This window comes from Bradyrhizobium sp. USDA 4504 (genome assembly GCF_054063995.1).
The window spans coordinates 4,734,164-4,753,719 of sequence record NZ_JBSSGV010000001.1 but is presented as its reverse complement, the minus strand read 5'-3'; the positions used below and the strand labels follow the sequence as shown (position 1 = coordinate 4,753,719).

Sequence of the window (19,556 nt, the reverse complement as noted above, 5' to 3'; positions counted from 1 at the left end):
TCGTGCGAGCAGAATCAAGATTAACGATTTGGATCTCCTGCAATGCGCATACTCGTTGCGACCGATGCCTGGCATCCGCAAGTCAACGGCGTGGTCCGGACGCTGACGTCGCTTGCGCGCAGCGCAGCCGGGCTCGGCGCCGAGATCGAGTTCCTCACTCCCGACGGTTTCCGCTCGGTCGGCGTGCCGACCTATCCTGGCCTGCGCGTGGCGCTGCCGAACCGCCGCGAGATCGCGCGCCGGATCGAGGAGGCCGCGCCCGAGGCGATCCACATCGCGACCGAAGGGCCGATCGGCTGGGCGGTGCGCGGCTATTGCCAGCGCAACAAGCTCGCCTTCACCACATCCTATACAACGCGCTTCCCGGAATATGTTTCGGTTCGCACCGGAATTCCCGACAGCGTCGGCTACGCGGTGCTGCGCCACTTCCACGCCGCCGGGTCGATGACGATGGTCGCGACCGACTCGCTGCGCAGCGAGCTCGCCGAGCGCGGCTTCCGCAAGCTCGGCTTCTGGACCCGCGGCGTCGACACCAGGATCTTCAATCCGGACCAGCCGGCTGTGCTCGATCTGCCGCGGCCGATCTTCATGACCATGGGCCGCGTCGCGGTGGAGAAGAATCTCGACGCCTTCCTGTCGCTGGACCTGCCGGGCTCCAAGGTCGTGGTCGGCGACGGCCCGCAAAGGGCGGCATTGGAACAGAAATATCCCGACGCGATTTTCCTCGGCGAGAAGAAGGGGCAGGATTTGACCTCGCACCTCGCCGCCGCCGACGTCTTCGTGTTCCCGAGCCTGACCGACACCTTCGGCGTCGTGCAGCTCGAGGCGCTGGCCTGCGGCACGCCGGTTGCGGCATTCCCGGTCACCGGCCCGAAGGACGTCATCGCCAACCATCCGATCGGCGCGATCGACAACGACCTGCGCAGCGCCTGCCTGCGCGCGCTGACGATGTCGCGCGCCGACTGCCGCAATTTTGCGTTGGAGCGTTCCTGGGAAAACAGTGCGCGTCAGTTCATCGGCAATCTGGCCACGCTGCAGCCGAGCCGCGCGCCGCGGCCCGCCCGCCGCGTTGCCGGCCGCAGCGCGGTTCCGAATTAACACCTCAATCGAACGAGAGACGAGAGACGATCTATGGCTGAAATCATCAAGCTGGGTGCCGACCGTTCCATGGACTTCGACCGCGAGACGGTCGAGCAGGCCTATGACCGCTGGGCGCCGATCTACGACCTCGTGTTTGGCGGTGTGTTCAGCAAGGGCCGGCAGGCCGCGATCCAGGCCACCAACAAGATCGGCGGCCGGGTGCTCGAGGTCGGCGTCGGCACCGGCATCTCGCTGCCGCTCTATAGCCCGAACGTCCGCATCTTCGGCACCGACATCTCGGAAGCGATGCTGGAGAAGGCCAAGAAGCGGGTCGCGGAGCGGGGCCTGAAGAATGTCGAGGGCCTCGCGGTGATGGACGCCGAAAAGCTCGAATTCCCCGACAATTCGTTCGACGTGGTGATGGCGCAGTACGTGCTGTCGGCGGTGCCGAACCCGGAAGCCGCGCTCGACGAGTTCGCCCGCGTGGTTCGTCCGGGCGGCGAACTGATCATCCTGACCCGCGTCAGCGCCGATGCCGGCGTGCGCCGCTTCATCGAGCAGAAGCTGCAGCCGGTGGTGCGCCCGCTCGGGTTCCGGACCGCCGAATTCGCCTGGTCGCGCTACACCAAATGGCTCGCCGGCGCGCGCGGCATGGAGCTCGCGGAGCGGCGCCTGATTCCGCCGCTCGGCCACTTCTCGCTGGTCCGCTTCCGCAAGGCGGATGTCGCCAAAGCCGCCTGAGGCGGCCCGGCCAGGCGGCCCAGCCCGCCGCTCCTCCCGGGTGAGGTAGCGCACAGCGCACCCCAGGCCGGGAGGCTACGATCTCCTTCGCCTGATCTCCGCAGATTTTGTCGGGATGAGGCGAGACCCTGCTCCGGTTGCGTCAAGGCGTCGCTCCGCATTGTCATATGTCATTATGATGATGTCACACGCGATACATCGAATCCCTGTAAATCCTGTTCCGAAAGATGTTGGGGGAACCAATGATCAAGAATTTCCTGCAAGAGCTGCGTACCCAGCGTTGGGATGACCATCGCTTCTACCATCACAGCCGGATCAACCAGAGCCTGCACTTCGTCAGCGCGCTGAGCTTCCTGTTCGCCTATGTGATGCTGTTCTTCGATCCGGTCGTGTCGGCGCTGGTCGGCTGGCTGGTCTCGATGACCTCGCGCCAGGCCGGTCACTTCTTCTTCGAGCCGAAGGGCTACGACCACGTCAACCAGGCGACCCACGAGCACAAGGAAGACATCAAGGTCGGCTACAATCTGCAGCGCAAGGTCGTGCTGATGGCGATCTGGGCGCTGTCGCCGATGGTGCTGTACTTCGATCCGACGCTGTTCGGCCTGTTCAAGCCCTGGGTCACGATGGGCGACCTCACCCGCCAGGTGGCCAAGATCTGGCTCGTGGTCGGCATCGGCGGCCTCTTGTTCCGCACCATCCATTTGTTCTTCATCCGCGACGTCGAAACCGGCCTCGTCTGGATGACCAAGATCGTCACCGACCCGTTCAACGACCTGAAGCTCTATCACAAGGCGCCGCTGTTCCTGATGAAGGGCGAACTGATCGATCCGGGTCTCGAGAAGCACGTCAAGCACGCCTGATCGGTTGCCCTCAGAGTCTTCAAGCTACGTCATGCCCGGGCTTGTCCCGGGCATCTACGTCTTAGGATTACGGCGGATCATCACTTGAGCGCCTTCGACCGCGCGTACACGTCACCTCGCCCCGCTTGCGGGGAGAGGTCGGATCGCGCCAGCGATCCGGGTGAGGGGGGCTCACCACGAGTCCGTCCATTTCCGATTTTATGGATGCAGCCCCTCACCCCAACCCTCTCCGCGCAAGGGCGGGGCGAGGGAGCAGGGGGGCCGCGCGTTGCCTCAGCGCCTGAACTTCACGGTGACGACCCAAACGCCGTCATTCCGGGGCGATCGCGCCAGCGAGCGAACCCGGAATCTCGAGATTCCGGGTTCGATGCTGTGCATCGCCCCGGAATGACGGTGTGCTCAGCGGCCGAACCTCACGGCGACCATCTCCTTCAGGATCTGCCGCTTGATGTTCTTGTTGGTGAGGCCGGCCTTGTGCCACCACCAGCCGTCGCGCTTCATCTTCTCGGCTGCCGCAACGAAGCGGTCGCTGACCTCGGCGAAGTCGGCCTCGGTGTAGTTCAGGGTGAAGATCAGACGGCCGGTGCCGACCCAGCTCAGCGCCAGTCCCTCGGCCCGCAGATAGTATTGCAGCATCCAGTTGTAGCGCGACGGCTCGGTGTAATAGATGGTCCAGATCGACGAGATGTTGCCGACGCGAACCGGCAAGCCTTGCGCGGCGAGGCGGTCGTTGAGCGCCTTGGCACGGCCGTTCCAGGTCTCGTCCAGCCCGTTGTAGATCGAGCGGAAGTTCGGGCTGGCGAGCCGGCTCAGGAACTCGTCCATCGCCGTCATCACATAGGGATGCGAGTTGAAGGTACCGCGGGCGAAGCAGATGTCGGCCGGGCGGTCGTCGCGGAAGCGCCGCATCAAATCCTTGCGGCCGCACACCACGCCGACCGGAAGCCCGCCAGCCAGGCTCTTGCCGTAGGTCGCCATGTCGGCCTTGACGCCGAAATATTCCTGGGCGCCGCCGGCGGCGAGGCGGAAGCCGACGAACACCTCGTCGAAGATCAGGACGATGCCGCGTTCGGTGCACACCTCGCGCAGCTTCTTCAGCCATTCGGTGTAGGCGGCGCGGTCGTATTTGGAGGAACGCGAGGAGTCGACCAGCGCGGAATCGCCGGGCGCGTTGGAATTGGGATGCAGCGCCTGCAGCGGGTTGACCAGCACACAGGCGATGTCGCTGCGCGTCCGCAGCACGTGCAGTGTCTTCTCCGACATGTCGGCGAGCGTGAAGGTCTCGTGCGGCGACACCGGGTTGCCGACGCCGGGCTGCACGTCGCCCCACCAGCCGTGATAGGCGCCGGCGAAGCGCACGAGGCGCTTCCGCTTGGTGTGGTAGCGCGCGAGCCGCACCGCCTGCATCACGGCCTCGGTGCCGGACATATGGAACGAGACCTCGTCGAGGCCGGACAGCTCGCAGAGCCGCTTGACGTTGTCGGCAATGACCGGGTGATAGGGGCCCAGCACGGGGCCGAGCGCGTGGGCGCGCTTCTCACCCTCGGCGATGCACTCCTTGTAGAAGTCGTTGCCGAAGATGTTGACGCCGTAGGAGCCGGTCAGGTCGTAGAAGACATTGCCGTCGACGTCGGTGACGGTGACGCCGCTGGAGGCCTCGACGAAGGCCGAGGTGCCGAGATGCTCGCGCACCAGGCGGCTGTACTGGAACGGCACGCGGTAGGTTTCGGTGAACTGCAGGTCGGAGATGCGCTCCGTGACCTCGGCGGTCAGCGCGCGGCCCTTGGGGTAGCGATCCCCGTAGAGGCCGGCGAGGCGGAAGAAGCCGTCCTGGCGCTGCATCGCGACGTCCTTCGGCGCGCCGTCGGAGCGGAAGAAGTCGTCGATGTCGAATTCGTAGTGCGGGACCATGCGCGCGACCATCTTGGACATCTTGGAATGTCCGGTCAGCGAGCGGTGTTTGGCGCGCGACAGCGCGATGCGGGCCTGAATTTTGGGGAAAGCTGCGGCGGCGCCGGCAAGCGCGGCGGCGGACAGCGAGAGAATCGGAAGGGATGTTTCCATGACAGAAGCGCTAGCCTCAGCACCTAACAGATTCATGACAGTCAAGGGCCTGATCTCGGCATTCACCCAGCAGGAAGACCTCAATTTCCTGCTCACCAACCGGATTCCGCGGGCCGCGCTGACCCGCTTCATGGGCTGGTTCTCCAAGGTCGAGAACCCCCTGGTGCGCGACGCCTCGATCGCCTGCTGGAAGCTGTTCTCCGACCTCGATCTGTCGGAGGCCAAGAAGACCGAGTTCAGGAGCCTGCACGATTGCTTCACCCGCGAGCTCAAGCCCGGCCTGCGTCCGGCCGCTGCCGATCCTGCCATCATCGCGAGCCCGTCGGATGCGATCATCGGCGCGCATGGGCGGATCGAGGACGGGCAATTGTTCCAGGTCAAGGGCGCGCCCTATTCGCTGCTCGATCTGGTCGGCGATCCGGCGCTCGTGGAGCAGCACCGGAACGGCCGCTTCGTCACGCTGCGGCTGACCTCGAGCATGTACCACCGTTTCCACGCGCCCTATGATCTTGCCATCGACAAGGTGACGTTCATTCATGGCGACGTCTGGAACGTCAATCCGATCGCGCTGAAGCGGATCGAGCGGCTGTTCTGCAAGAACGAGCGCGCGGTGCTGCGCGCCAAGCTGCCAACCGGCGAGGCACTGACGCTGGTTCCGGTCGCGGCGATCCTTGTCGCCAGCCTCCGCCTGCATTTCCTCGATATCACGCTGAACGCGCAGTCGCGGGGCCTAGTGGATTTTTCCTGTAACGCGCATGTGAAGAAGGGCGATGAACTCGGCTGGTTCGAACACGGCTCGACGATCATCGTGCTGGCGCCCGGCAATTTCGAATTCCCTGACAACGTCGCGGAGGGAACGCGGATCAAATGCGGCGAGCCGCTGCTGCGGAAGCCTTTATAGCCTTGTTTCCATCGCGCTCATCGTTTGAGCGGGAAAACCGGCTTCCACTTTTCGCGATCATGCGTAGAATAGTCGGGATCGTCGTGCGACGATCCTAAATCGCAAACCTTTGGGACACGAGATGGCGCGGACGCCTGTTCTGGCGGCGGGAGGCATTGTGCTGCGGCGGGACGCACCGCAGCGCTTCGCCGTAGTGCGGCTGCGCAAGCGCAATGAATGGGTGTTGCCGAAAGGCAAGCTCGACGACGGCGAGACGCCGCGCGCCGCTGCCGAGCGCGAGGTGCTCGAGGAAACCGGCCACGACGTCGACGTGCACGAATTCCTCGGCACGCTGGTCTATGATTCAGGCGGCCGATCCAAGGTGGTGCATTACTGGCGCATGGATGCCGGCGGCAAGCCGGTGCGGGCGTTGATGAGCGACGTCCGCGAGGTGGACTGGCTGCCGCTCGATGCGGCACTCGAGCGTCTGTCGCGCGGCTACGAGCGCGCGTTCCTGGAAAATGTCGGACCGATCGCGTTGCAGGCCGCGGCGCTCACCGAGCGCGAGCGGCGCGCGCGGGGGAGAGCCGTGGCCGCAGAGCGCCGGCGGATTCGCGAAGCCGCAGTGCCACAGGTCATCGACGAGCAGGAGGTCACCGACGCGCCTGATGTTGCCGATGCGGCTGCGCCGGCGGAGACGCCGGCCATCGATCAGCCGCCACTCGCGCAAAGCGAGCCCGATCCGCCGGCCATGGCGCCGCAAGACGTTCCGGTGGCCGCACCCGATGCAACTGCCGAGACCGAGCGGGGCGCCGAGACGGTCGTCCCTGACCAAGCGCCGCCATTCGTGCACGAGGTCGTGCCGGCCGGCGCGGCACCTCAGGCCACGCCGCGCAAGAATCTGATCGAACGCGTGCGCGACTGGCTGCGCCGCGCGGCGTGATCACCCGCACATCTGACGTCGCGCCGTTGGCTGCCAGGCCTCAATGTCACGCTGCAAGGCAAGACACTCGGCAAGACGCTTGGGCGAGCCCAGGTCACGGGCCAGAAGCTGTGCCGCATGAACTTCGGCCATGGCGCCGCGAACATCTCCATGCTCCAGCTGGAGGCTGGAGATCTGAAGCCGCAGCCGCACGATCTGGACCCGCCCCTCGATGCTGGACCACAGCTGGCGGGCGAGATGGAGATGCCGCATGGCTGTTTCATGGTCCTGCCGGGAAAGCGCGAGGATCGCCTGTGCTTCGTTGGTGAGTGCGCGGATCGAGGGCATCGGCCAGCGATCCGGACTTCCCGACAGTTCGCAGATCAATGCCTTCGCTCGAACGGTCCGATGCGTGTGCGCGGCAACCAGCGCCAGATGCGCGAGCAGGATTCCGCGCCGCTGCAGCGTCCACCAGGTCTTGCCGATCAGGCTCCGCTCGAGGCTTGCATAGGCGGCTTCCGCTTCCCCTCTTGCGAGCAGCAGCATGGCGCGGCCCGGCTCCGGGCACCAGCCCAGCGTGTAAGCCCTGTCATAGGCTTCGAGCGCTGCGTCGTCATTGCCGATCGCCGCCTGAATATCGCCCAGCACCCGGTTGGCATCGCCAAGAGACCAGGGCGCATCGCTGGTCAGGCGTCCGAGCGCGTCCTGAATGCGCGACAGCGCTTCGTCGAGCGAGCCTCTGATGCCGAGCACCTCGGAGCGGTGCAGCTGGCACGAGCCCGTCAATTCCATGCCGCTGCCCGAGCAAAAGTTCTGGTAGCTCCGCGTCCACTGGTCGGCGCGTGCCCAATCTCCGAACATCCGGGCCGCCCAGAGGATGTTGCAATAGAGGTTGCCGCCAATGATCGGGTCCAGATTGTTGCTGGACAGGGCAACTGCGGCGGCATGGTCCTGATCGGACAGTCCTCCGTGTGTGTCGCCGAGGCACAGCCGATAGAAGCCGCGATAGGCCAGGCTCAGCGCTTCGATATTGATCGCATCCTTGTATCTGACGGCGGTGTAGGCAGCGTCGGCCAACGCGAGTGCCTGTTCCGGCTCGCCATCGAAAGCAGCCAGTTTCGACTTCATCCATAACACCAGTGCCGTCGTCGGAGGATCGTCGAGCGTTGAAGCCCAATCTTCCGCCCGCGCGAGCCAGCCCTTTCCGATCGCGGCCTGGCCGCTTTCGAAATGCAAGGCCGAGAGCGCTATTGCGTCGACCGTGGCGCCAGCAGCGTCACCGGCCTGGCTGCGTGCGGCGACCGCGCGAACCAGAATCGGAATCGCTGCCGTGGCCCTGCCGAGGCACTGCAGGGCAAGCGCCCAATCGTGCAGATCTTCAGCGTTGAGCTGGCCGCTTTCATCCGCGCTCGCGAACAGGGTCGCTGCCTGCAACCACAATTGTCCGGCCGCTGCGCGTCGGGCGAGACCGATTGCACCGACGGTGCCATCGACTTGCTTGGGGTCGATGCGTTCCGGCTGCCGGATCCCGGACTCGAGGAAGAAGCGATAGCCTTTGCCCGGCAGATTTCGGATCGCGCCGTCCATGCCGCCGTTGCGCAGCGCGGCGCGCAACGCACTCACCGCCCGCTGCAGCGAGTTGTCTGTGACCGTCACATCCGGCCAGACGGCTTCGAGGAGTTCTTCCTTGGGGATGACCCGGTCCCGGTGTCGAACCAGATAAATCAGCAGATCGAACACACGCGGCTGCAATGGGACCTCTTGGCGCGCGCACAGCAACACGCGTCCAGCTTCATCAAGCTCGAACAGTCCAAATGAGAATGCCATGTGTATGAGTGCGGGCTCGGCGGAAAAGGTTCAGCCAAGGATCAGACAAAGATCAGGCAATGATCAGTCCGCGGTAAGGACAGTCGGCATCGACAGCGCCTATAGCTGATCATGGCTCGCTATGAGCGCCTGCCGTTCAATAATTGCAACCGAGGAGATTTCGATGGAACTCTATGTCATTCGCCGTCCGAGCGCCTGGGCGAACATGAGCGAGCTGGAACTCGCCGGCGCAACATCCGCAAGGGTCGGCGACGAGCAGATGCCGGACCGTGTCCGCTGGATCCGCAGCTATGTGGTGCACGAGGCGGATGGTCGCATCGGCACATTCTGCATATACGAGGCGCGTGACGGTGACTCGATCCGGGAGCATGCGCGCTGCGTCGGCATGCCGGGCGAGGAATTCTACAAGGTCGCGGCAACCGTGGTGGTGCGTGGTGATCCGGTCCAACCACCCATTGCAGCCGAATGACGCCTGCGCGGCGTCGCATGGCGTATCCCGACCAAACCTGATCCGGAGCGCCATCACACTTCGATCAAGGAAACAATTATGTCGATTTCATTCATGGAATCCATTTCAAGTCCGGTACGAAGGCATTTTTCCTTCCTGCTTTTGCGGATCCGCCGGATCGTCAATCAATCGGTCGCAGGCATGCTCGCCCATCGCGAGCGGCAGGCCAGTCGCCTGATGCCGCGCGACGCCGGCGGCCAGTCGAAGGGCGCCGGGAACCGCTGCTCACGGCCGATCGGGCGAAGCGCGCTGCTCGGGCTGGTGATCGCGGGTTTGTCCTCGCCCGTGTTCACCCGAGCGGAGGAACCTGTCGTTCTGGAGCATCGTGCAGCTCCGGCGCAGCAGGCCGCCTTGACGCAGCGTAGCAGCCACGGCTGCAGGCATCGCTCGGACTGGAGCATAGTTGCCGCATCGACCATCCCGGTCCTGCTCGACCGCCGCACATAGCGCGCAGCACATTTGAAGTCATTGCACTGCTCGACGCCGTTTTTTGACGCAACCCGCGGACTTTCGGCGAAGCCGGCGGCCTCGCCGCGAGCCGCACCACATTTTCAAAGGAGATGCACATGAACGTTCAGACCGAAATGCCGACCATCGATCTTGCCGCCGTCAAGGCGCGCCAGCAAGCCACCTGGAGTGCGGGCGACTATGCGATCGTCGGCACCACGCTCCAGATCGTCGGCGAGATGCTCTGCGAGGCAGTCGACCTGCGCAGCAATCAGATGGTGCTCGACGTCGCCGCCGGCAACGGCAATGCGACGCTGGCTGCGGCGCGGCGCTTTGCCGACGTGGTCTCGACCGACTACGTCGCGGCGTTGCTCGAGCGCGGCCGCGAGCGGGCGGCGGCGGAGCGTCTGCCCATCACGTTCCAGGAAGCGGACGCGGAGAAGCTGCCGTTTGCCGATGCCAGCTTCGATGTCGTGCTGTCGACCTTCGGGGTCATGTTCACCGCCGACCAGCAGCAGGCGGCGAATGAACTGCGCCGCGTCTGCCGCATCGGCGGCAAGATCGGCCTCGCAAGCTGGACGCCGGAAGGTTTCATCGGCCAGCTGTTCAAGACCATCGGGAAGTATGTGCCGCCGGCGCCGGGCGTGAAGTCTCCCGCGCTGTGGGGCACCGAGGCGCATCTCGGCGCCTTGTTCGGCCCGCAGGCGACGCTCGATGCCAGGCGCAGGCACTTCAATTTCCGTTACAGGTCGCGCGAGCATTTCCTCGAGATCTTCCGCACCTATTACGGGCCCGTGCTGAAGGCGTTCGGGGCGATCGATCCGGTCAAGCAGCAATTGCTCGCCGCCGACATGTTCAGCCTGATGGACCAGTTCAATATCGCCAGGGACGGCACGCTGGTGATCCCGAGCGAATATCTGGAGGCCGTGATCACCAGGCGCGGCTGACCTGCCGCTCGGCATTGGTCGATCTGTGCATGGCGCCGGCGTAACTCGCCGGCGCCATTCGCTCGTTTGATCGACATTGCTGTGATCTCAGTTACTGGCGCTTGTCCCTGGGTGGAGGCTTCGCGCCGCGCGGCGGAGGCGGCGCGCGCCGTTGCTGGAAGCCTGGCCGCGCCTGCACCGCGGGCCGTTGTATGCCCGGTGCGGCTTGCTGGATGCCGGGTCGGATCTGGCCGGGCGCCTGCGGCACGGGCTGCGCGGTGCCTTGTCGCGGCGCGCCCGGTTGACCCGGCTGGGCCGCTGGTGGTCCTGGCTGGCGCACGCCGCCCGGCGCCTGGGTGCGGCCGGGCTGCAGACCGCCTTGACGTGCCGGCGATTGTTGTCCGCCGGGTTGCGTCGTGCCGCCTTGGCGTGCGGGCTCTTGCGTGGGGGCTTGGCGCGTTGGCTGTTGTCCCGCCGGCTGTTGTCCGGCTGGCGTCTGGACGCCGGGCGCGTGCGGCAGCGTCGCGCCGCCGGGTTGGCCGGGTAGCGCATGCTGTGCGCCGCCTTGCTGCTGCGTGCCGGGCCGCTGCTGCGAACCTTGCCGGCCAGGCGTGCCCGGTTGCTGGCCGGGACGGTTCGGCTGACCGGGCTGCTGCATCTGGCCCGGACGTTTTTGCTGACCCGGCTGCTGCGGCGTGTTGCGGTTCTGGCCCGGCAGGCCGTTCTGCCGCTGCGGGTTCGGCTGCACGGGCTGGCCGCGGTTCGGATAGGGCGCGGCCGGATTGGCCCTGCGGAAATCGGGATTGGCGCGGCGGAAGTCGCGCTGCTCGGTCACGACCTGGCGGCCCAGCGTCTGCGCGCTATGGACCTGGCGCACAAAGCCCTGGTCGCGCGTGATCTGTTGCGGCGAGATCGTCAGCGGCACCGCGGCGAAGCGGGCACCGCCGGTGCCCGGACGAATCGCAAAGCCGCTGGCGCCGCGCGTCAGCACGCCGAGCGAGGCACCGCTGCGGTCGTTGACCTCGATGCGGCCGACATGTCCGTCGGCGTCGGGATAGAGCTTGATGCCGACATTCCTGCTGGTCGCGGTGGCGCCTTCGGGCACCTCGACGAGACCGGTGGTGCCGCGGATGCCGAGCGTCGCGGTCGGGGTCGAGATCTTCATGTCGCCGGTTTTGGCGACCGCGGCGGCGACGAAGGCCGCCGTTCCCTTGGTGACGTTGAACAGCGCGCTGTTCTGCTGGCCGCCGTCCTCATAGACGTAATTGTCGATCGTGATCCTGGCATTGGCGCGCAGGTTGAAGGTGGTGCCGTCGTTGAAGGTGATGCCGAGCGAGGAGGTCCCTGATGTCGCGACCTCGTCATTGGCAAAGATGTCGTCGCGGATCTGCAGCGGCGTCGCGGTGCTGTTGCGCGTGACGGTCGCGGTTCCTGTCAGTGTCGCCACGTTGCCGATCGGCTCGGGCGCTGCGGGCTGCGCGCTCGCGGCCGGCGCCGGCGTTGCAGGCGCGGGTGTTGCGGGAGCGGGCGTAGGCGGCGTCGCACTCGGCGCCGGGGCGGGCGCCTGTGCAGGTTGCGCCTGTGCAAGCCGCGTCAAGTCCGGCGCGGCATTGGCCGCTGATTGCCAACCGATCGTGACGCCGGCGCCAAGCAGAAGCGCAAAGAGAAGGCTGCGGCGCATCGCCATCGATTCCCGGGGGAGGCAGTGGGGACGGCAATTGAGCCGCGTCAGGCTGAATGCCGGATGAACGGTCGTGCCTTGTTGTCATGGCGGACCGAAACGATCAAGCACCGCGCTCCGTTGCCGGAAGCGCGGTGCCTGGTCGCTGTTGGGGTTTTGCTTAGCCGCGCTTGTGAGGAGTGATATTGAGCGGTTTCGCCGGCTTGGCCGCGGGCGCATAATTCGCGGGTTGCGCAGCCGCCGGCGGCACGTAGTGGAACACCGCCTTGCAGCCGTCGCTGAGCAGCGCGCGCTGACGGATCATGCAGGCGGTGACGCGATCGACGTCGGGGATTTCCGCGCTGCACAGCCGCATGGCGTCGCTGGTGCACATCTGCTGCTGCTCGTCGGTGTAGGCATAGGACGCCGAGGTCAGCAGACCGAGCGTGAACGCGGTTGCCGCAGCAGTTTGCCGTGACGAAGCGCGGAAGCGGTGAAAGCCATCATGTCCCCCTTGTGATCGCGCCGAAGCAGCGCGTTGTCGAACCGATCACTAGGCAGGCTTGGTTTCAGCAATTCTTCGTTGTCACGGCAAAATGGTTTCGTCGCGCGGGCCGTTTGTTTCGTCGACCACACCCCGGTCGGGGGCTACGGCGCAGCTGGCGCCGGTGCCCCTTCGAGCGCGAGCACGGCCTCGCGCTGCGTCTCCGGCATGGCGCGGATGCGGCGCCTTGCGGTGAGGCGGAGCGCGGCAAAGCCGCCGAGGAACACCACGATCTTGCTCACGATGCCGAAGATCGGCATCACGACGGCCCATGTCGTGATCTCGCAGGTCAGCGCGACGATGGCGTTCACCGCGGCGGAGATGAACATCAGGGCGGCCCAGGCATAGCCGACCTTGACGGCGACATCGGGCACGACTTTCTGTGCGATCTCGGGCAGGTAGCGGTTGAGCCAGCCGGGTTTGAGCATCACGACGCCGACGATGGCGTAGATCACGCTCGGCTTGAACAGCACGAAGCGCGGGTCGTGGGTCAGCAGCGTGGCGGAGCCGGCGGCGACGACCAGGAACAGGCTCAGCCATTCCATGGTGTCGATCCGTTTGCCGCGCACCATCTGGACGCCGATCTGCACGACGCCGAATGCGATGCCGAGGCTGACCGCGAGCGCGGTGTTGTGCGTCAGCAGGAACAGAACAAGAAAGACAAGCGTCGAGGCGAGATCGAGGGCCAACAGCCTGGCCGCGGTGAGGAAATGCTTCATTGGTCGCCGGTCGCCCGCAGGTTCAATTCATTTTCGACAATGCGGCTCTTATAGCGGGTCCGGCGACGCACATGAAGCGACCGCCGGGCAGATATAAGCCCGTTACCTGAAGGGCGACCGCAAGACTCGCCCCGCCGTTGCACGGCGCAGCGCTGCACGCGCATCGCATTCGAGCCCCTCATCGCGATCATCGAGCTGTAGTTGTGGCGGAGTGAACGTAAAACAGCAAAGCGCCGGCGGGGGCGGCCGCCGGGCGCTGAACTCATGCCTGTCGAATGTCCTAGAACACACCGAGAATAATGGCGCCGACGAAGGCTAACGCGATGTACGCGGCCACAATGCTCAGCTTGCTCAGCAGAGGACTCGCGAAATCCATTGGGGAAACTCCCTCGGTTCACACAACGCTGCCCGCATTAACGTCAAAGCTAGCAAGGGGTTCCAGGCCGAAAAAGGCAGTCTTGTTGTCAGGCTTGCTATTCGCGGCAATGCCGCATTGCGATGCGCGGCTCAAATAGCCGCCGAATCAAGGCGTTGACGCGTCGCAAATATATTCGGCGGCGGCGCCGGTTCCAGGCGCCGATAGCAGTCCCCGCTTGGATGTCCGTCGGTTGCTCTCGCCCCTGTGTCGTTGCGCCGCAAGGCAGCATCGTCATTTGTTGTGCGCCTGTCACAAACCATACCCAGATTGCCGCCCGCAATGACCGGGGCTCTACCCCGGTAATAAGTACTTGGGGGCGTTACGTGAAATCTGAGTTTCTGAGCCGCGCAAGCCGGCTTGCGCTGGCTATTTCTGCGACTTCGTTGGGGTTCTCCTGTCCGGCACTGGCCGCAAGCTTCAGCACTCCTCCCAACAGCACGACGGCGCAGACCGTCTCCAACAATGATACCGGCTCGGTCGCCGCCGGCAGCAGCCTGTCGGTGACGGGCACCGCGATCACCTGGATTACCGGCCTGTCGTCGCCCGGCGTCGTCATCACCAACAACGGCACCATCTCGGCGACCTCGCGCGGCATCGACACCTCGAGCAGCGCCATCAGCGGCAATCTCACGCTGATCAACAATTCCGGCGCGCTCTTCACCGCGTCCAATGATGCATTCCGGATCAATGGCGGCCTGAGCAGCGGGTCGGTCACCGTCGACAATGCGGGCACCATCCAGTCGACGGGCAACGGCCGCGTCTTCGACTTCGTCAACGCGACGTCGAACACCACCGTGTTCTCGATCACCAACCAGAGCGGCGGCATCATCAAGTCATCAAGCAGCGACGTGATGCGGATCGGCGGCGGAACCACCACGATCACCAATTCCGGCCTGATCGACGCGACCAATACGGCAGGTTCTCGCGCGATCCGTGCCACCACCAATCTCAACAACGTGATCTCGCTGTCGGTCGTCAACAATGCGGGCGCGACGATCCAGTCGGCGGACGACTCCATCCAGATCAACGGCGCGTCGGGCAGCAACAGCACGACCGCGGCCAGGTTCTCGGTCGACAATGCCGGCACCATCAAATCGGCGACCGGGCAGGCGATCGACTTCGACAATCTCATCTCGACCGCCGCGAGCGTTCACATCACAAACCGCGCGACCGGCCTGATCACTGCGGCCAATGCGGACGCGATCCGTCCCGGCGAAAACTTCACGATCGACAACGCCGTGGTCGCTGGCGCTGACGCCCTATGCCGCCGGACAGTTCACGACCTACGATCTGCCGTCCTATGCCGAGCAGGTGCTGTAGGGATCGAGCGCGTTCGCGGTGGCCTATGGCGCCAAGACCGTCACCGCCACGCGCAGCGAACTCGGCCTCCGCAGCGATCGCTCGATCGCGTTGCAGGATGGCATTCTCAGCCTGCGCGGCCGCCTTGCCTGGGCGCACGACTACAACACCGATCGCAGCGTTGCCGCGACATTCCAGACGCTGCCGGGCGCGTCCTTCGTGGTCAACGGTGCGGCGCCGGCGAGCGATGCGGTGCTCACCACCGCGAGCGCGGCGATGAACTGGACCAGCGGCTGGTCGGCGGCGCTTACCTTCGAAGGCGAGTTCTCCGACGTCACGTCGTCCTATGGCGGCAAGGGTGTCGTTCGCTACACGTGGTGATGACATCATCTCGGCAGGGCGCGTGTTGCCCTGCCGGGTTCCGCTGCATGGTTAAGGACAGCTGAAAACAACGCATCGAAATGCGTTGAAGAGTCTTTAATCAAATTCGCAGAACCTCCGCGCCATGACGCGTGGAGTTCGTTTGTATCTCGTCGGCTCCCTTGTCCTTGTGTCGCTTGCTGGTTGCGGTCGCGGTCTGTTTCAGACCGCCGAGCGCGAACCGTGGCGGGCCGAGGCCGAGGCCGCATGCCTGAAGTCGGGCGCGGTCAAGGAGAGCGCCGACCTCGTCCGCATTGATCCGATCTCCGGTCCCGGCGTCTGCGGCGCCGAGTTCCCGCTCAAGGTCGCCGCGCTCGGTGAAGCCAGTTCGGCTTACGGATTTGCCGACGACAGCCTGCGCCCGCCGGCATCGGTCGGCAACCAGCCGCGCTGGCCGATCAACCGCCAGCCGCCTCCGCCGCCCGCGCAGGCGCCGTATTCCAATCAGGCCGTCGGCCAGCCGAGCTATGGCAACGAGCCGGGCTATGGCAGCCGTCAGAATGGGCCGGTCTCGCTGTCGGCGCCCGGCGTTCCGCCGCAGCAGGACGAGATCGATTTGCCGCCGGAAGGCTCGCCCGATGCCAGGGGCGAGCGACCTTATTATCCGGGCCTGCCATCCAATCCGCAGCGCGACAGCGCGGCCGCGCCCTATTCACCGGCACCGTATTCCCAGCAGCCGCCCGGCGCGCCACCGCCGCCGCGGCTCGGTCCCTCGAGCGGCAATCCGGTGGTGACGGTCGGCCCGGTCGCAGTGAAGCCGGCGGCAACGCTGGCGTGCCCGATCGTCTCGGTGCTCGAGCGCTGGCTCGCCGATTCCGTACAGCCGGCGGCGCAGCGCTGGTTCGGCGCGCGTGTCGTCGAGATCAAGCAGATCTCGGCCTATTCCTGCCGCGGCATGAACGGCAATTCGCACGCGCATATTTCCGAGCACGCCTTCGGCAATGCGCTCGACATCGCAGCCTTCACGCTGGCTGACGGTCGCCGCATAACCGTGAAGGATGGCTGGAAAGGCCTGCCGGAGGAGCAGGGCTTTCTGCGCGATGTCCAGGCCGCCGCCTGCCAGCAATTCACCACGGTGCTGGCGCCGGGGTCCAACGTCTATCACTACGACCACATCCATGTGGATCTGATGCGCCGGGCCAGCCGGCGTCTGATCTGCCAGCCCGCCGCCGTCTCGGGCGAGGAGGTCGCGGCGCGTGCCGGCGGCCGTAACCCCTATGCAACGCGCGAACCTTATGTCACAGGATCGCTCGGCGGCAGAAAGCCGGCCCCGCGGGGTAAGGCGGGGATCAACGAAGAAGACGAATTCGCCGACGAATAGGGACGCGTCTGATACCCGTATTTTTACTGGGTGACACCGTGCAAACGGTAGCCACTTTTATGCTGCATATGCTTCGGAGCCGGGCGCACCCGGCTGATTTCTAGGGGATAGCTTTGCAAGACGCGCCGATCATTCTCGTCATCGAAGACGATCGTGATCTTCAGATGATGGTAGAGGACGCCCTGAGGGACGGCGGCTATGAGCCGGCGATCGCGGGCTCGGGCGAGGAAGCGTTGACGCTGCTGAAGGCGTTCCGCACCAAATACTCAGCACTGGTCACCGACATCCGCCTGCTCGGCCGGCTCGACGGCTGGCGCGTGGCGCGCGGCGCCCGCGAGATCGACCCGTCATTCCCGGTGCTCTACATCACCGGCGGCGGCGGCGACGAGTGGCCGACCCGGGGCGTGCCGGACAGCGTGCTGCTGAACAAGCCGTTCTCGCCTGACGAACTGGTCGCGGCCGTGGCCAAGCTGCTCAAGAACGGCGCGCCGGCCTGAGCGACTGATCGTTCCTGCGATTTGACGATGCGCACGTTGTGCGGGCAAAACGTGCCGGCATGAATGATTTCGCACAGTCGATCACGGCGGCGGCATCGCTGATAGCCGGTCGCGATCCGGTCCTGCTTGGGATCGTCGCATTGTCGTTGCGCGTCAGCCTGCTGGCGAGCCTGCTCGCGCTTCTGATCGGCGCGCCGATCGGCGGCTGGCTTGCGATATCGAGGTTTCGCGGACGGCAGGTGGTGATCGTGCTCGCCAATGCCTGTCTCGGCCTGCCGCCGGTCGTGGTCGGCCTCGGGCTTTATCTGCTGCTGTCGCGATCCGGACCGCTGGGCTTCGCCGGGCTGCTGTTCACGCCGACGGCGATGGTGGTGGCGCAGGTCATCCTGGCGACGCCGATCGTGGTTGCGCTGGTGCATCGTCCGGTCGCGCTGCTGTGGGCGGAATATGCCGATTTGATCCGCACCGACGGCCTGTCCCGCCTGCGCAGCCTTGCGCTGGTGTTCTCGCTCGGCCGCGCCTCGCTGCTCACCGCGTTCCTCGCCGCCTTCGGCCGCGCCATCGCGGAGGTCGGCGCCATCATCATCGTGGGCGGCAATATCAGCGGCTATACGCGAACGATGACGACCGCGATCGCGCTCGAGACCAGCAAGGGCGAGCTGGCGCTCGGCCTCGGGCTCGGCGTCATCCTGCTTGCGCTGAGCGTCAGCGTCAGCACGATCGCGTTTCTGCTAGTGCGCGGCGTTGGGGAAAAATAGCTGCTCGCCACCGACCTTGTAGCCGGCGATGGCCGACTGCCCGGCCTGCGAGACCAGCCAGTCGATGAAGGCCTCGCCGTCCGCGGCCTTCACCGTCGGATGTTTCGCCGGATTGACCAGCATCACGCCGTACTGGTTGAACAGCCGCCGGTCGCCTTCGGTCAGCACGGCGAGCTCGCCGCGGTTCTTGAACGACAGCCAGGTGCCGCGGTCGGACAGCACATAGGCATTCGACGCGGATGCCATGTTGAGCGCCGGACCCATGCCCTGGCCGATCTCGCGATACCACTGGCCCTTCGCTGAGCCGAGATCGACGCCGGCCGCCTTCCAGAGCCGCAGCTCGGCCTCGTGCGTGCCGGAGTGGTCGCCGCGCGAGATGAAGGCCGAACTGGTCGCAGCGATCTTGCGCAGGGCATCCGCGACATCCTTGTCGCCGGCGATATGCGCCGGATCGGCCTTCGGGCCGACGATGACGAAATCGTTGTACATCACGTCATATCGCCTGGTCGCAAAGCCCTCGGCCAGGAATTTCTCTTCGGCCACGCGATCGTGCACGAACACGACATCGGCATCGCCGCGCCGTCCGATGTCGAGCGCCTGTCCGGTGCCGACCGCGACCACCTTCACGGCAATGCCCGAGGTCTCCGAGAACCGCGGCAGCAGATAGCCGAACAGGCCGGACTGTTCGGTCGATGTCGTCGAGGCGACGGTGATGGACCGGGTCTGCGCGAGCGCGGGACCGGCGAACAGCATCACGGCGGCGATGACAAGGTGTCGAAGGAGGGATGTCATGTGAATACTGCGTACCGGAGAACGATGTCGGTCACCATGCCGCATTTCGTCCGGTGACGCAAAGCAGGCGCGATGTCGCGCGTTGCGATCGGCAGTGCTAGGGTCGCCTCGAACGAAGCAATAAGAAGGGATATCAGGTCATGGCTTTGGAGAAGGTCGCGCTCGTTACCGCAGGCGGCAGCGGCATGGGAGCGGCGGCGGCGCGGCGCCTCGCGGCCGATGGTTTCCGCGTTGCGATCCTGTCGTCGTCGGGCAAGGGCGAGGCGCTGGCAAAGGAGCTCGGTGGCCTCGGCTTCACCGGCTCGAACCGTTCCAACGATGATCTGAAACGCGCCGTCGACGGCGTGGTGGAGCGTTGGGGCCGCATCGATGCGCTGGTCAACAGCGCCGGCCACGGCCCGCGCGCGGGTGTGCTCGAACTGACCGACGAGCAGTGGCACACCGGTCTCGACGTCTACCTGATGAACGTGATCCGCCCGACGCGTCTCGTCGCGCCTCACATGCAGGCGCAGAAGTCGGGCGCGATCGTCAACATCTCCACCGCCTGGGCGTTCGAGCCGAGCGCGATGTTTCCGACCTCGGCGGTGTTCCGCGCCGGGCTCGCTGCGTTCACCAAACTGTTCACCGACAGCTACGCCGCCAGCAATGTGCGCATGAACAACGTGCTGCCAGGCTGGATCGACAGCCTCCCGGCAACCGACGAGCGCCGCGACAGCGTGCCGATGAAGCGCTACGGCAAGGCGGAGGAGATCGCCGCAACCATCAGCTTCCTCGTCTCCGACGGCGCGGGCTACATCACCGGCCAAAACATCCGCGTCGACGGCGGATTGATGCGGTCGATTTGAGGCAACTGCTAAACCCGTCATCCCCAGG

General features: G+C 65.5%; 19 protein-coding genes and 1 pseudogene. 13 read left to right on the top strand and 7 right to left on the bottom strand.

The features are described from left to right. Positions 1-42: 42 nt before the first annotated feature. The 3 genes from ACVMB1_RS22395 to ACVMB1_RS22385 all read left to right on the top strand — a co-directional run bounded on the left by ACVMB1_RS22395 (position 43) and on the right by ACVMB1_RS22385 (position 2,681). Positions 43-1,098, top strand: a complete 1,056-nt coding sequence (locus tag ACVMB1_RS22395; protein WP_076824075.1) for a glycosyltransferase family 4 protein — start codon at positions 43-45, stop codon at positions 1,096-1,098. Positions 1,099-1,131: 33 nt separating this feature from the next. Then, complete coding sequence (locus ACVMB1_RS22390; protein ID WP_057014960.1) at positions 1,132-1,821, top strand: class I SAM-dependent methyltransferase; 690 nt, start codon at positions 1,132-1,134, stop codon at positions 1,819-1,821. A 242-nt stretch (positions 1,822-2,063) separates the two neighbouring features. Next, on the top strand, positions 2,064-2,681 hold the full coding sequence (locus tag ACVMB1_RS22385) for a hypothetical protein (RefSeq protein WP_076824078.1): 618 nt from the start codon (positions 2,064-2,066) through the stop codon (positions 2,679-2,681). A 399-nt stretch (positions 2,682-3,080) separates the two neighbouring features. On the opposite strand, the gene ACVMB1_RS22380 is transcribed toward ACVMB1_RS22385, so the two are convergent. Then, positions 3,081-4,745, bottom strand: a complete 1,665-nt coding sequence (locus ACVMB1_RS22380; protein ID WP_076824080.1) for an aminotransferase class III-fold pyridoxal phosphate-dependent enzyme — start codon at positions 4,743-4,745, stop codon at positions 3,081-3,083. A 34-nt stretch (positions 4,746-4,779) separates the two neighbouring features. On the opposite strand from ACVMB1_RS22380, the gene asd reads away from it, so the two are divergent. Both asd and ACVMB1_RS22370 read left to right on the top strand, forming a co-directional pair. Then, positions 4,780-5,646 (top strand): archaetidylserine decarboxylase, encoded by an 867-nt coding sequence (asd, locus tag ACVMB1_RS22375; protein ID WP_057014963.1) that lies wholly within the window; start codon positions 4,780-4,782, stop codon positions 5,644-5,646. Between the two features lie 121 nt (positions 5,647-5,767). Further along, positions 5,768-6,568: an NUDIX hydrolase gene (locus tag ACVMB1_RS22370; RefSeq protein ID WP_076824082.1), complete on the top strand. Its 801-nt coding sequence runs from the start codon at positions 5,768-5,770 to the stop codon at positions 6,566-6,568. Here ACVMB1_RS22370 and ACVMB1_RS22365 read toward each other — a convergent pair whose 3' ends face one another. Further along, positions 6,569-8,374 carry a winged helix-turn-helix domain-containing protein gene (locus ACVMB1_RS22365; RefSeq protein WP_076824084.1) on the bottom strand — a complete coding sequence of 602 codons (1,806 nt, stop codon included), beginning with the start codon at positions 8,372-8,374 and terminating at the stop codon, positions 6,569-6,571. Between the two features lie 163 nt (positions 8,375-8,537). Here ACVMB1_RS22365 and ACVMB1_RS22360 point away from each other — a divergent pair, with 163 nt between their 5' ends. The 3 genes from ACVMB1_RS22360 (at position 8,538) to ACVMB1_RS22350 (ending at position 10,276) form a co-directional block, all read left to right on the top strand. Further along, a complete protein-coding gene (locus tag ACVMB1_RS22360; protein WP_057014965.1) occupies positions 8,538-8,843 on the top strand; it encodes a nickel-binding protein in 306 nt (101 codons plus the stop codon). A gap of 78 nt (positions 8,844-8,921) precedes the next feature. After that, entirely contained in the window at positions 8,922-9,329 is a 408-nt protein-coding gene (locus tag ACVMB1_RS22355; protein ID WP_141341958.1) for a hypothetical protein, read from the top strand. Positions 9,330-9,448: 119 nt separating this feature from the next. Then, positions 9,449-10,276 (top strand): class I SAM-dependent methyltransferase, encoded by an 828-nt coding sequence (locus ACVMB1_RS22350; RefSeq protein ID WP_076824088.1) that lies wholly within the window; start codon positions 9,449-9,451, stop codon positions 10,274-10,276. A 91-nt stretch (positions 10,277-10,367) separates the two neighbouring features. Here the strand turns inward: ACVMB1_RS22350 and ACVMB1_RS22345 are convergent, their stop codons facing one another. The 4 genes from ACVMB1_RS22345 to ACVMB1_RS22330 form a co-directional block, all read right to left on the bottom strand. Continuing rightward, positions 10,368-11,942, bottom strand: a complete 1,575-nt coding sequence (locus ACVMB1_RS22345) for a FecR family protein (RefSeq protein WP_076824090.1) — start codon at positions 11,940-11,942, stop codon at positions 10,368-10,370. A gap of 154 nt (positions 11,943-12,096) precedes the next feature. Then, positions 12,097-12,351, bottom strand: coding sequence for a hypothetical protein (locus tag ACVMB1_RS22340; RefSeq protein ID WP_456815273.1), 255 nt, complete (start codon positions 12,349-12,351; stop codon positions 12,097-12,099). 212 nt (positions 12,352-12,563) lie between these two features. Continuing rightward, the gene (locus ACVMB1_RS22335) at positions 12,564-13,178 is read right to left on the bottom strand and encodes an inner membrane-spanning protein YciB (protein ID WP_057014969.1); all 615 of its coding nucleotides are present in this window, start codon (positions 13,176-13,178) and stop codon (positions 12,564-12,566) included. Between the two features lie 737 nt (positions 13,179-13,915). After that, on the bottom strand, positions 13,916-14,728 hold the full coding sequence (locus ACVMB1_RS22330) for a hypothetical protein (RefSeq protein ID WP_141341409.1): 813 nt from the start codon (positions 14,726-14,728) through the stop codon (positions 13,916-13,918). 110 nt (positions 14,729-14,838) lie between these two features. Between ACVMB1_RS22330 and ACVMB1_RS22325 the strand changes: the two are divergent. From ACVMB1_RS22325 to ACVMB1_RS22310, 4 genes and pseudogenes are all read left to right on the top strand, one after another. Further along, positions 14,839-15,276: pseudogene (locus tag ACVMB1_RS22325) on the top strand (autotransporter outer membrane beta-barrel domain-containing protein); the annotation flags it as partial. A gap of 124 nt (positions 15,277-15,400) precedes the next feature. After that, complete coding sequence (locus tag ACVMB1_RS22320; RefSeq protein ID WP_076824094.1) at positions 15,401-16,636, top strand: extensin-like domain-containing protein; 1,236 nt, start codon at positions 15,401-15,403, stop codon at positions 16,634-16,636. A gap of 113 nt (positions 16,637-16,749) precedes the next feature. Beyond that, positions 16,750-17,133 (top strand): response regulator, encoded by a 384-nt coding sequence (locus ACVMB1_RS22315; RefSeq protein WP_050425581.1) that lies wholly within the window; start codon positions 16,750-16,752, stop codon positions 17,131-17,133. A gap of 59 nt (positions 17,134-17,192) precedes the next feature. Beyond that, positions 17,193-17,891, top strand: coding sequence for an ABC transporter permease (locus ACVMB1_RS22310; protein WP_016845814.1), 699 nt, complete (start codon positions 17,193-17,195; stop codon positions 17,889-17,891). Here ACVMB1_RS22310 and ACVMB1_RS22305 read toward each other — a convergent pair. Continuing rightward, a complete protein-coding gene (locus ACVMB1_RS22305) occupies positions 17,865-18,683 on the bottom strand; it encodes a substrate-binding domain-containing protein (RefSeq protein WP_076824096.1) in 819 nt (272 codons plus the stop codon). The two genes, ACVMB1_RS22310 and ACVMB1_RS22305, sit on opposite strands and share 27 nt — an antisense overlap. Before the next feature lie 140 nt (positions 18,684-18,823). Here ACVMB1_RS22305 and ACVMB1_RS22300 point away from each other — a divergent pair, with 140 nt between their 5' ends. Next, positions 18,824-19,528 (top strand): SDR family oxidoreductase, encoded by a 705-nt coding sequence (locus ACVMB1_RS22300; protein ID WP_057014974.1) that lies wholly within the window; start codon positions 18,824-18,826, stop codon positions 19,526-19,528. Positions 19,529-19,556: the final 28 nt, after the last annotated feature.